Origin of the sequence: Aquabacterium sp., from assembly GCF_044226965.1 — a bacterium.
Taxonomy (GTDB): Bacteria; Pseudomonadota; Gammaproteobacteria; order Burkholderiales; family Burkholderiaceae_C; genus Pseudaquabacterium.
This window is the reverse complement of the sequence record NZ_JBGAGA010000042.1, coordinates 41,306-52,287: the sequence shown is the minus strand read 5'-3', so window position 1 is coordinate 52,287 and position 10,982 is coordinate 41,306. Positions and strand designations below refer to the sequence as shown.

The following is a 10,982-nucleotide window of genomic DNA, read 5'->3' as shown; positions in this document are numbered from 1 at the left end:
CCCTCGCTGATTCCCCCCTCGGGCTCGTTCCACTACCAGCCCGGCGCGGTGGTCACCGCCTGGAGCTCGTTCGCCTGGGATTCCACGCGCCATGACCTGCTGCTGTGGGGCGGCGGCCATGCCAGCCATTCCGGCAACGAGATGTACATCTGGGACGGCAGCACCGGCGCTTGGACACGAGGTTCGCTGCCGAGCAAGGTGCTGCCGGCGACGGCGGCCGGCCAGCCGAACCTGATCATCGACAACGCGGCCCCGCAGGCGTCCCACACCTACAACTCGAACCAGTACCTGCCGATCAACGATCGCTTCATCACCTTCGGCGGCCCGGCCTACAACGATGCCAGGGGCTTCTCGGTGCTGGACGGCAGCGGCAACATCGTGCGTGCCGGCCCGTGGATGTACGACCCGAGCAAGGCCGACCCCACCAAGGTCGGCGGCACCAATGGCTCGGGCTGGAACCCGGCCACGCAGGGCGGCAACATGTGGCAGAACCGCGCGCCGATGGCGACCGGTGCCGCGCCGGGCTACTTCATTAACAACACGGCCGAATACCACCAGGAAAACGGCCATGACGTCGTCTACATCACCGACTACAACGGTGGCGGCGGCTGGCCCAACCTGTACCGCTACATCGTGGCCAATCCGGGCACCAGCGAGACCGATCGCTGGGAACTGGTGGGCGTCACCAGCTACGCCCACAACGCGGCCAGCTTCCAGGCCGCTGGCACGATCGACAACGCGCACAACCTGTACGTGCACACGGTGTCCTGCTACACCTGCTCGGCCTACGACCTGAACGTCTGGGACATCACCAAGTCGGGTGTGGGCAACGCGGCAGTGGACATCCAGCTGGTCGGGCCTCAGGGCCAGGCGTTCACGATGGACCAGACCTACTCGGTCCAATACAGCGATCGGGACGGCGGGCTCTACCTCTATAACGGCGACCAGGGCAAGGTGTATCGCACCCAGGTGGCCTTCAACCCGGATGGCAGCCTGAAGACCGTCTGGGAAGTCGACCTGCTCGGTTCGGTGACCGCCGCGCATCCCAAGGGCAACTATGTCTATGGCGTGGTCGGCAAGTGGCAGTACGTCGACGAGCTCGGTGCATTGGTCGCGCTGGACGAGATGTCCAATGGTGATGCGAGCGTCTGGCTCTACAAGATCGCCGATCTCTCGGCCCCGGTGCCCGAGCCCGGCGTATGGGCCATGCTGCTCGCCGGCCTGGGCCTGATGGGCCTGCGCCTGAAGCGCCTGCGCCCCTGAGCCGGCAGGCGCTCGCAGCGCTCGCCCGCCGCCACACACCCCGGGTCCAGCCCGGGGTTTTCTTTGTCCGGCGCGCCTCCTAGACTGGGCAACTTTTCCCAAGCTCCCCGGAGTCCGCGCCATGAAGCTCTACTACCACCCCGCCTCCACCACCAGCCGCCCGGTGGTGATGTTCATCGAAGACAACGCCATTCCTGCCGAACTGCAGGTGGTGGACCTGTTCACCGGCGAGCACATGGGCCCGGCGTTCTCGTCGGTGAATCCGAGCCAGCTGGTGCCGGTGCTGGAAGACGGCGATTTCCGCCTCACCGAAAGCTCGGCGATCCTGAAGTACCTGGCCGACCGCATCGATTCGCCGGCCTACCCGAAGGACCTGAAGGCGCGGGCCAAGGTCAACGAGATGATGGACTGGATCAACACCCAGCTGTGCCGCGACCTGGCCTACGGCACGGTGTACGCGCAGATCTTCCCGGGCCACAAGCGGCCGACCGAGGAAGCCCAGCGCGTCACGGTGGCCTGGGGCCAGGAGCGCGCCAAGCGCTGGATGGCGGTGCTGGACCAGCACCTGCTGGGCAGCGGCAAGCCCTACCTGTGCGGTGCCTCGATCACCATCGCCGACTACTACGGCGCCTCGTTCGTGCACCTGGCCGAGGTGATCGGCTCGGACCTCTCGGCCTACCCGAACGTGAAGAGCTGGCTCGGCCGCATGAAGGAACGTTCCACCTGGGACAAGGTCTACGCCGCGATCAACGGATTCGCCAAGCAGCTGCCGCGCGGGCAGCTGGCCACCGTGTGAGCGGCAGCACGTCGGGAGCCTCACCATGAGCATCCGTGGCCTGCACCACAACGCCTACCGCTGCCGCGATTCGGAACAGACGCGCCGCTTCTACGAGGATTTCCTCGGCCTGCCGCTGAGCGGCTCGCTGGAGATCCGCGAGACCAAGAGCGGCCGCAAGACCGACACGCTGCACACCTTCTACCGCCTGGGCGACGGCTCGTTCCTGGCCTTCTTCGAAGCGCCGGACATGCCTTTCGAGTTCAAGGCCCAGCACGACTTCGACCTGCACATCGCGCTGGAGGTCGACCTCGCGACGCTCGACGGCATGCTGGCCAAGGGCAAGGCCGCGGGCATCGAGACGCGCGGCATCTCGAACCACGGCTTCATCGACTCGATCTACTTCCGCGACCCCAACGGCTACGTGATCGAGCTGACCTGCAAGCGCGAGGGCCACGACGGCGCAATGGACCCGACGCGCAACGAGGCGCGGGCCATCCTCGACCGTTGGCAGTTGGCCAAACAAGCCGCCTGACACGCCGATGGTCACGGCGCCCTGTTGCGCCGCGTTCAGCGGCCGCAACCCAAGCGAACACCGCGGAACCGGCTCTGCCGGGCCGCTGGTGTTGCCCCCTTGAGGGGGAGGCGCCGCAGGCGCCTCGGGGGTGAGCCTGTTACTCGGGTTTGAAGTCGATCGCCTTCAGCAGCGCGGCCATCTTGTCCGAATCGGCCTTCAGCGCGGCCGCCAGCTCCTGCGGGCTGCGCGGCTGGCCGGGCTCGAAGCCGATCTCGGCCAGGCGGCCTTTCACCGCCGGGCCGGCCAGTGCCTTCAAGGCCGCTTCGCGCAGCTTGGCCTGCATCGCGGCCGGCACGTCGGGCTTGACCCACAGGCCCAGCCAGGCCACCGCCTCCAGCTGCGGGTAGCCCTGCTCGGCGAAGGTGGGCACCTCGGGCAGCAGCGCGAAGCGCTTGGGCGTGCTCACCGCATAGGCCTTCAGCTTGCCGGCCTTGATCAGCGGCAGCGAGGTGGGCATCGCGTCGAACATCAGCGGCACATGGCCGCCCATCACGTCGGTCAGCGCCGGCGTCGAGCCCTTGTAGCCGACGTGCACCATGTCGATGCCGGCGGCCTTGTTCAGCTGCACGCCGATGACGTGCGAGATGGTGCCCGCGCTGTACGAGGCCACGTTCACCTTGCCCGGGTTGGCCTTCACGTAGCCGACCAACTCCTTCAGCGTGCTGGCCGGCAGCGTGGGCGTGCCCACCAGCACCAGGCCGCCGCGCGCGAGCTCGGCCACGGGCATAATCTCGTGCGGCATGTCGATCTTCAGCTTCATGATCTGCGGGATCTCGCTGACCAGCGAGTTCACGCCCACCATCACCGTGTAGCCGTCGTGCGCGGCCTGGCCCAGTTCGGCCACCGCCAGCGAGCCGCCGGCACCCGGCTTGGGCTCGACGATCACCGGCTGGCCCGAGTCCTTGCCCAACTGGTCGGCCAGCAGCCGCGCCATGATGTCGGACGAGCCGCCGGCCGTGCCGGCGACGATGATGCGCAGCGGCTTGTCGGGGAACCTGGCGGCGGTCTGCGCCAGCAGGGTGGCGGGCAGCAGCGCGATCAGGCTGGCCAGGGCGTGGCGGCACAGGCCGCGGCGCAGGGCATTCGGTTTCATGGATGTCTCCAGTCGAACAAGAGTGTGGCGGTTCAGCCGGTCCAGCGCACCAGGGCCAGTACCAGCAGGGCGAGAAAGACGGTTTCGCCCAGCATCAGCAGCACGGGCTTCAAGCCGACGCTGGCCAGCTCGCGCAGCTGGGTCTTCATGCCGATGGCGGCGATGGCCGCCACCAGGCACCAGCGCGAGGCATCGTTGCCCAGGGCAGACAGCACCGGGGGGCACCAGCCGCTGCTGTTGAAGGCCACCAGCAGAGCGAAGCCGACCGCGAACCAGGGCAGCAGTGGCGGACGCGGGCCGGCCTGTGCTGCCTCATGGCCGCTGCTTTTGCGTGTCAGCATCACCGCGAAAACGATCACCGGCAGCAGCATCGCCACCCGCATCAGCTTGACGAAGGTGGCCACGTCGCCGGTGTGGTGCGACAGGCTGTAGCCGGCGCCGACCACCTGCGCCACGTCGTGGATGGTGCCGCCGAGGAACACGCCGGCGGCGCGCTCGTCCAGCCCCAGCGCGCGGCAGATCATCGGGTAGACGATCATCGCCAAGGTCGACAGCGCCGAGACGCCGACCACGGTGAACAGCGTGGCGCGTTCCTTCTGCGGATGCGCCGGCAGCGCGGCGGCCAGTGCCAGCGCGGCGGAGGCGCCGCAGATCGCGGTGGCGCCGCCGCTGAGCAGTCCGAACAAGGTGTTGAAGCCGAGCCAGCGCGCGACCAGCATCGACAGGCCAATGGTCAGCACCACCGAGGCCATCACGATCAGCACCGGGTGCCAGCCCAGCTCGGCGATCTGCGCCAGCGTGATGCGCAGGCCCAGCAGCGCCACGCCGATGCGCAGCACCTGCCGCGCGGTGAACTCGATGCCCGGCGCGCAGGGACCGTCGGTCGAGAGGAAGTTCATCGCCATGCCCAGCAGCAGCGCGAACAGCATCACCGGCGCGCCGTAGTGCTGCGACAGGAAGGTGGCGGCTGCGGCCACCACGGCCGAGGCCAGCACGCCCGGGAACAGGCGGCGCAGCCGGGCCGGCCAGGCGGTGATGTCGAAAGGGGCGAGCGCGGCGGTGTTCATCGCGGGTGTCCTGCGGAAGAGGGGGCCTGGCACGCGGCTCAGGCCGCCAGCGCCTTCGGGCGCGAAACGCTGCGCTCGGGCGCGGTGCCGGCGTCGGCTTCGGCCGCCAGCCCTTGCGCCAGCCGGCGGTCGCGCTCGTAATGCGCGGCGGCGCGCCACCAGGCCAGCGCGGCCAGCAGCGCGGCGCCGGGCGTGATGGCCAGCGCGGCCTGCAGGCCCCAGTGGTCGGACAGCCAGCCGGCCAGCAGCGGGCCGGCGGCCAGGCCGAACAGGTTCTGGCACAGCGCCAGCACCGACGAGCCGGTGGCGCGCGCGCCGGGGTGGACCACGTCGATCACCATCGCCGAAGCCGGGCCGACGGTGCAGGTGGCCAGCGCGCCGCCCAGCAGCACCAGGCCGAACTGCAGCGACGCCGATGCGATAACACCGAAAGCAAGCGTCAATGGGACCATCGACAGTACGCACAGGCCCGCCAGCAGCAGCGGCTTGCGGCGCGGCGCGGCGCGGCCGAGCCGGTCGACCAGCGCGCCCCACAGCACGCTGCCCAGCGCGCCGGCCAGCACCACCAACGCCGCCTTCAGCGCGGCCTGCTCGGGTGCCAGCCCATGCAACCGGTTGAGGAAGCTCGGCAGCCAGGACCACAGCGCCGAGACGACGATCAGCTGCGCCGCGCCGCCCACGCACACCCAGCGCAAGGTGGCCGAGCGGCCCAGCGCACGCGCGGTGGCGCGCAGGCCCGCGCCCGGCCGTGTGGTGGTGACATCGAGCGCCACGGTCTGGTAGTCGCGCACCTTCAGGTACAGCAGCGCCAGCAGCAGGCCCGGCAGGCCGACCACGCCGAAGGCCGCGCGCCAGCCCCAGCGCGCGGCGATCAGGCCACCCAGCAGCACGCCGAGCACCGAGCCGACCGAGGCCGCGGCGAAGAAGCCGGCCAGCAGCGCGCCACGCAGGCGCTGCGGAAAGTGGCTGGCGATCAGTGCCGCGCCCACCGCGCCGTAGCCGGCTTCGCCGACGCCGACCACCGCGCGGGCGGCCAGCAGCGCGCCGTACTGGCGCGTGAACATGCACGACACGGTGGCCAGGCTCCAGGCACCGGCCATTACCGCGACGCTCCTGACGCGGCTGACGCGGTCGGCCAGCAGCGCCACCGGCAGCGCGCCGAGCGCGACGGTCAGCGACACCACCGAGACCAGCGCGCCGAGCTGGCGGTCGCTCAGGCCCCACTCGGCCTTCATCTGCGGGAACAGCGAGACGATGACCTGGCGGTCGACATAGTCGAACACCATCAGCGCGATCGTCATGCCGAAGGCGAACCAGGCCGGCCCGGGGCCGAACAGGTAGCGCTCGTCCGGCCGGGCCGGTTGGGCATCGAGGTGCATGGCGGCGGTTCCCGTGCAGTGGCGGCGGTCAGGGGATCAGCACCGTGGCGCCCACCGTCTGCCGCGATTCGAGCGCGCGGTGCGCCAGCGCCGCATCGGCCAGCGCGTAGGTCTGGCTGGCCGTGCCCTGGATGTGACCCGCGCGCACCAGGCCGAACAGCTCGTCAGCCATCGCCAGCATGTGGCTGCGCGGCGTGGCGTAGTGGATCATCGCCGGCCGCGTGACCCACAGCGAGCCCTTCATCGCCAGCTGCATGGTGTCGATCACCACCGGGCCCGAGCTGGTGCCGTTGCTCACCAGGACGCCGCGCGGCTGCAGGCTGTCCAGCGAGGCCTGCAAGGTGTCCTTGCCGACCGAGTCGTACACCACCGGCACGCCCTTGCCACCGGTGATCTCGCGCACCCGCTCGGCGATGTTCTCGCGGCTGGTCACGATGGTGTGGGCGCAGCCATGGGCGCGCGCCACCGCGGCCTTCTCGTCGGTGCTGACGGTGCCGATCATCGTGACGCCCAGTGCCCGTGCCCACTGGCAGGCCACCAGGCCCACGCCGCCGGCGGCCGCGTGGTACAGGATGGTCTCGCCGCCCTGGAGCGGAAAGACCTGGCGGAACAGGTACTGCGCCGTCATGCCTTTCATCATCAGCGTGGCGGCGGTGCTGTCGCTCACATCGTCGGGTAGCGGAATCAGCACCTCGGCTGGCATCACGCGCACGTCGGCATAGGCACCTTGCGGCCCGAGCAGGTAGCCGACGCGGTCGCCGGGCTGGACCTCGGTGACGCCGGGGCCCACCGCCTCCACCACGCCGACCGCGTCGGAGCCCAGGCCATTGGGCAGCGGCATCGGGTAGCGGCCGCTGCGGAAGTAGATGTCGATGAAGTTCACCGCCACATGGCTGTGGCGCACGCGCGCCTGGCCAGGGCCGGGCTCGGCGACCTCGACGGTCTGCAGCTCGAGCACCTCGGGGCCGCCGGTCTGGTGGATGCGGATGGCACGGGCCATGGGGATGTCTCCTTCAGGGTTGTTCGAGCAATTCGTCCAGCAGCTGCCGGCCGCGCGGCCAGGGGCCGAAGCCCGAGGCCGGGTTCAGATGGCCGACGGGTCCCAGATCGACCAGCCGGCTGCCCCAGGCCGCGGCCAGATCGGCCACGCGCCCGGGGCGCGCCAGCGGGTCGTCGCTGCTCGCGGCCACCAGGCTGGGGAAGGGCAGGCGCTGCTGCGGCACCGGCAGCCAGCCGCCGGCGCGCAAGGCCCCGAGCGTGGGGTAGCCGGCGGGCAGCGGCGATTCGAAGTCGGGCGGCGTGGCCAGCAGCGCGGCCTGTACCGGCCGATCGGTCTGCAGCGCCCAGTGCGCCACCATGATGCAGCCGCCGCTGTGCGCGACGACGACGATCGGCCCTGGAATCGCCTGCGCCGCACGCTCGATCGCGCAGACCCGCGCGCCGCAGTCCAGGTCCTCACGGCCCATCGGCGGCACGCTGTGCACCGGCCGGCCGGCGGCCGCGAGCTCGTCGTGCAGCAGCGTCTGCCAGTGCGTGGCCACCGCGTCGCGCAGGCCGGGCACGATCAGCACCGTCGGGGACATGCGCATGCGTCGGTTCAGGCGTGCTGGAGAAAGCCGCGCTGGCCGTGGCGGCGGTTCGGCGCGAAGCCGTTCTTCGCCAGCGTCTCGTCGGCGTTCTTGTAGAACTCGCCGATGCGGTAGATGCGGCGCGCCTCGGCGGCATCGGCCACCTCGCGGCCGAACTCGCGGCTGATGCGCACCAGCTGCTCGATCTGCTTCACCGAGCCAAGCTTGGCCTTGCGGTCCTGGGTCCAGATGTTGTCCTCGATGCCGCAGCGCACATGCAGGCCCATCGCGATGGCCATCATGTTCAGCGGCAGCACGTTCAGCATGCTGGTCTCGAGCGTCAGCACCGCGCCATCGGGCACCGCGCGCACGAAGTTGGCCAGGTTGTAGAGGTTCGGCGCATCGAAGCCGCCGCCGATGGCGACCCAGGTCAGGATCAGCGGCACGTTGCAGACGCCGCGGCGCATCATGCGTTCGACTGTCTCCAGCTGCGTGATGTTGGCGAGCTGGAAGTGGGTCTGGATGCCCTTGGCGGAGAGCCGGCGGATGTGTTCCTCGACCCATTCCGGACCGGCGGGAATCGTCATCTCGCGGTAGGCGCGGTACATCGCCGGTTCGGCCAGCGAGGTGCCGGCGATGTCGGCCTCGGTCATCTGCTCGACCACGTTCATCTGGTTCGAGTTGATCGCGATCGTCACCTGGTCCGGCCGCGGCTGCAGCTCGGCCAGCATGTGGCGCGTGTCGTCGGAGAGCCACTTGGCCGCTTCGCCGTCGCCTTCGGGCGCGAACGAGATCGAGCCACCGACCTGGATGATCAGCTCGGGCACGCGGGCGCGGATGCCGGCGATCAGCTCGTTGAACTTCGACAGCCGCTTGCTGCCGTGGCCGTCGAGTTCGCGCACATGCAGGTGCAGCACGGTGGCGCCGGCGTTGTGGCAGTCCACCGCCTTCTGGACCTGCTCGTCCATCGTCAGCGGGATGTCCTCCGGAAAGTCCGCCGGCATCCACTCGGGGCCGTAGGGGGCCACGGTGATCACCAGCTTGTCCTGGTTCTCGGGGAACAGCGAGCCGTCTTGGAAGTTCATGGCGTGTCTTTCAGGTGTTAGGAGAGTCAGAACGGGGTGTCGCCCTTGATGCCGGCGCGTTCCATCTTGCGGTGGCACGGGGGGTAGTCCATCACCGCGTAGTGCTGGGTCGAGCGGTTGTCCCACATGGCCACCGAATTCGGCTGCCAGCGCCAGCGCAGCTGGTACTCGGGGATGAAGGCCTGGCTCTGCAGGTAGCGCAGCAGCTCGCTGGCGCCGTGGGTGTAGTCCTGCCCCACGCGCACGTGGGCAGCGGTGTGGAAGTTCGTGAAGTGCGTGGTGAAGGCGTTGACGAAGAGGATCTTCTCGGCCGTGTCCGGGTGCGTGCGCACCACCGGGTGCTCGGCATCGGGGAACTGGGCCTTCAGCGCCAGGCGCTTCTCGATCGGCATCGCCGCGCCGAAGCTGGCCTCGATGCTGTGTCGTGCGCGCAGGCCGTCGATCTTGCGCTTCACGTCCTCCGGCAGCTTCTCGTAGGCCAGCACCATGTTGGCCCACATCGTGTCGCCGCCCACCGGCGGGCATTCCACGCAGCGCAGCACGCAGCCGAAGGGCGGCTGTTCGCGCCAGGTGGCGTCGGTGTGCCAGGCGTTCTCGTAGCGGTCGTTCGGCGTCTCGGGGCTCTTGTAGATGCGCACCAGTCCGGGATGCTCGGGGTCACTGCCCGCCACGGGGTGGTCTTCCAGCTCGCCGAAATGGCGCGCGAAGGCCACGTGCTCGGCCCGCGTGATGTCCTGGTCGCGGAAGAACAGCACGCGGTGCCTCACCAGCAACGCGCGGATCTCGGCCATCAGCCCGGCGTCGCGCGAGGCGGCGCCGAGGTGGATGTTCGACAGCTCGGCGCCCAGCGCGCAGGTCAGCGGCTCGACGCGAAGGCTGCGGGTCAGCGCCTCGGCGCTGATGACGGCGGGGGCGGCCGGGCTGGCCAGGGTGGCGGTGGCGCTCATCGGGGGTGTCTCCTTCACTGGGGTACAGCGTAGGAAACCCGGGGGTGCCGAGCCCCCCCATCGTGGAGGGGGGTCGTTCAGCCCGCCTGCGCGCTGAGCGCGTCACCGGGCGGGGGGAGGCCCGCCTTCAGCTGTCCGAGGCGGCCTGGGCGCAGCGCCCGCCGCCCTGGGCCTTGGCGCTGTACATCGCGCGGTCGGCCTGGCCGATCAGCTGGGCTGGCTCCGGCCAGTCGTCAGGGCCGGCCTGGGCCACGCCCACGCTGAGCGGCGGCTGGCCCGGCTGGCGCGACCATTCCTCGATCAGGCGGCCGGCGATCTCGGTGGCGGTCGCCGCATCGGCGTCGGGCAGCAGCACGCAGAACTCGTCGCCGCCGTAGCGGCAGCACAGGTCGTAGTCGCGGCAGGTGGCCTGCAGCAGGCCGGCCACCGCGCGCAGCACCTCGTCGCCGGCCAGGTGGCCGCGGCGGTCGTTGACGAGCTTGAAATCGTCCACGTCCACATACAGCAGCGACAGCGGCCGGCCCGCGCGCCGCGCGCGCGAGAGCTCGCGGCGCAGCGATTCGGCGAAGAAGCGCTGGTTGTACAGCCCGGTCAGCGGATCGCGGCGCGAGACTTCCTCGAGTTCGCGCGTGCGCTCGGCCACCTTCTGCTCGAGGCTGAGCGCGTGCTGGATCGCCTTGTCCTTGGCCGATTCGATCTCGGCCAGCAGGCTGCGGATGTAGGTGTCGAAGACGAACTCGTTGTCGAAGTACAGCAGCTTGTCCAGCGCCTGCACGGTGTCTTCGCGGTCGGGGTGCGCGCCCATGCGGCGCGCCAGCACGTCCAGCAGCAGCGACTTCAGGATTCGCATCGCCGACAGGTAGTACTTCGGCGCGACCCCGATGCGCTTGTGGACCAGGCCGATGCGCAGGCGGTTGTTGACGTAGTCCTCGTCGTAGTAGCCGGCGAACAGGTCGATCACGTAGCGGGTCATCGCCGCGCGCAGCCGGGTCAGCGTGCCGATGTCGCCGATGATCAGCGAGATCTCGTCGATCCCGGTCTGCTTTTCGTAGAACACCGCCACCAGGGCTTCGACCTCTTCCGCGATGAAGCCGCTGCAGGCGGACAGCAGCTGCACGTCGCGCGGGCCGAAGCCCAGCAGTTCCTTGCGGCGTGCGATCTCCAGGTCGTGGATCTGCATCTGCTCGAGCAGGCTCTGCTGGGTGGGGTTCATGGCAGGGATTCGTCG

Annotated in this window: 11 protein-coding genes; 3 read left to right on the top strand and 8 right to left on the bottom strand. The window is 69.8% G+C overall.

Annotated elements, in window-relative coordinates:
* From ACILR4_RS18415 to ACILR4_RS18405, 3 genes are all read left to right on the top strand, one after another.
* The coding region (locus ACILR4_RS18415; RefSeq protein WP_395702324.1) for a PEP-CTERM sorting domain-containing protein at positions 1 to 1,263 on the top strand (1,263 nt) is incomplete at its 5' end.
* Between the two features lie 121 nt (positions 1,264 to 1,384).
* Positions 1,385 to 2,059 carry a glutathione S-transferase family protein gene (locus tag ACILR4_RS18410; protein ID WP_395702323.1) on the top strand — a complete coding sequence of 225 codons (675 nt, stop codon included), beginning with the start codon at positions 1,385 to 1,387 and terminating at the stop codon, positions 2,057 to 2,059.
* A gap of 25 nt (positions 2,060 to 2,084) precedes the next feature.
* Positions 2,085 to 2,573, top strand: a complete 489-nt coding sequence (locus ACILR4_RS18405) for a VOC family protein (RefSeq protein WP_395702322.1) — start codon at positions 2,085 to 2,087, stop codon at positions 2,571 to 2,573.
* A gap of 139 nt (positions 2,574 to 2,712) precedes the next feature.
* Here ACILR4_RS18405 and ACILR4_RS18400 read toward each other — a convergent pair whose 3' ends face one another.
* The 8 genes from ACILR4_RS18400 to ACILR4_RS18365 form a co-directional block, all read right to left on the bottom strand.
* Complete coding sequence (locus ACILR4_RS18400; protein WP_395702321.1) at positions 2,713 to 3,708, bottom strand: Bug family tripartite tricarboxylate transporter substrate binding protein; 996 nt, start codon at positions 3,706 to 3,708, stop codon at positions 2,713 to 2,715.
* A gap of 32 nt (positions 3,709 to 3,740) precedes the next feature.
* Complete coding sequence (locus tag ACILR4_RS18395) at positions 3,741 to 4,775, bottom strand: YeiH family protein (protein WP_395702320.1); 1,035 nt, start codon at positions 4,773 to 4,775, stop codon at positions 3,741 to 3,743.
* 38 nt (positions 4,776 to 4,813) lie between these two features.
* Positions 4,814 to 6,154, bottom strand: a complete 1,341-nt coding sequence (locus ACILR4_RS18390) for an MFS transporter (RefSeq protein WP_395702319.1) — start codon at positions 6,152 to 6,154, stop codon at positions 4,814 to 4,816.
* A 28-nt stretch (positions 6,155 to 6,182) separates the two neighbouring features.
* Entirely contained in the window at positions 6,183 to 7,154 is a 972-nt protein-coding gene (locus tag ACILR4_RS18385) for a quinone oxidoreductase family protein (RefSeq protein ID WP_395702318.1), read from the bottom strand.
* Positions 7,155 to 7,167: 13 nt separating this feature from the next.
* Positions 7,168 to 7,743, bottom strand: a complete 576-nt coding sequence (locus ACILR4_RS18380; RefSeq protein ID WP_395702317.1) for an RBBP9/YdeN family alpha/beta hydrolase — start codon at positions 7,741 to 7,743, stop codon at positions 7,168 to 7,170.
* Between the two features lie 8 nt (positions 7,744 to 7,751).
* Entirely contained in the window at positions 7,752 to 8,807 is a 1,056-nt protein-coding gene (locus ACILR4_RS18375; protein WP_395702316.1) for a 3-keto-5-aminohexanoate cleavage protein, read from the bottom strand.
* A gap of 26 nt (positions 8,808 to 8,833) precedes the next feature.
* Positions 8,834 to 9,754 (bottom strand): TauD/TfdA dioxygenase family protein, encoded by a 921-nt coding sequence (locus tag ACILR4_RS18370; RefSeq protein ID WP_395702315.1) that lies wholly within the window; start codon positions 9,752 to 9,754, stop codon positions 8,834 to 8,836.
* A gap of 127 nt (positions 9,755 to 9,881) precedes the next feature.
* Positions 9,882 to 10,967 (bottom strand): GGDEF domain-containing protein, encoded by a 1,086-nt coding sequence (locus ACILR4_RS18365; protein WP_395702314.1) that lies wholly within the window; start codon positions 10,965 to 10,967, stop codon positions 9,882 to 9,884.
* Between the last annotated feature and the right edge of the window lie 15 nt (positions 10,968 to 10,982).

What these genes read in the sequence shown, in the direction of transcription:
- ACILR4_RS18410 (WP_395702323.1), top strand. Translation starts at nt 1,385, where the DNA reads ATGAAGCTCTACTACCACCCCGCCTCCACCACCAGCCGCCCGGTGGTG.
- ACILR4_RS18405 (WP_395702322.1), top strand. Translation starts at nt 2,085, where the DNA reads ATGAGCATCCGTGGCCTGCACCACAACGCCTACCGCTGCCGCGATTCG.
- ACILR4_RS18400 (WP_395702321.1), bottom strand. Translation starts at nt 3,708, where the DNA reads ATGAAACCGAATGCCCTGCGCCGCGGCCTGTGCCGCCACGCCCTGGCC.
- ACILR4_RS18395 (WP_395702320.1), bottom strand. Translation starts at nt 4,775, where the DNA reads ATGAACACCGCCGCGCTCGCCCCTTTCGACATCACCGCCTGGCCGGCC.
- ACILR4_RS18390 (WP_395702319.1), bottom strand. Translation starts at nt 6,154, where the DNA reads ATGCACCTCGATGCCCAACCGGCCCGGCCGGACGAGCGCTACCTGTTC.
- ACILR4_RS18385 (WP_395702318.1), bottom strand. Translation starts at nt 7,154, where the DNA reads ATGGCCCGTGCCATCCGCATCCACCAGACCGGCGGCCCCGAGGTGCTC.
- ACILR4_RS18380 (WP_395702317.1), bottom strand. Translation starts at nt 7,743, where the DNA reads ATGCGCATGTCCCCGACGGTGCTGATCGTGCCCGGCCTGCGCGACGCG.
- ACILR4_RS18375 (WP_395702316.1), bottom strand. Translation starts at nt 8,807, where the DNA reads ATGAACTTCCAAGACGGCTCGCTGTTCCCCGAGAACCAGGACAAGCTG.
- ACILR4_RS18370 (WP_395702315.1), bottom strand. Translation starts at nt 9,754, where the DNA reads ATGAGCGCCACCGCCACCCTGGCCAGCCCGGCCGCCCCCGCCGTCATC.
- ACILR4_RS18365 (WP_395702314.1), bottom strand. Translation starts at nt 10,967, where the DNA reads ATGAACCCCACCCAGCAGAGCCTGCTCGAGCAGATGCAGATCCACGAC.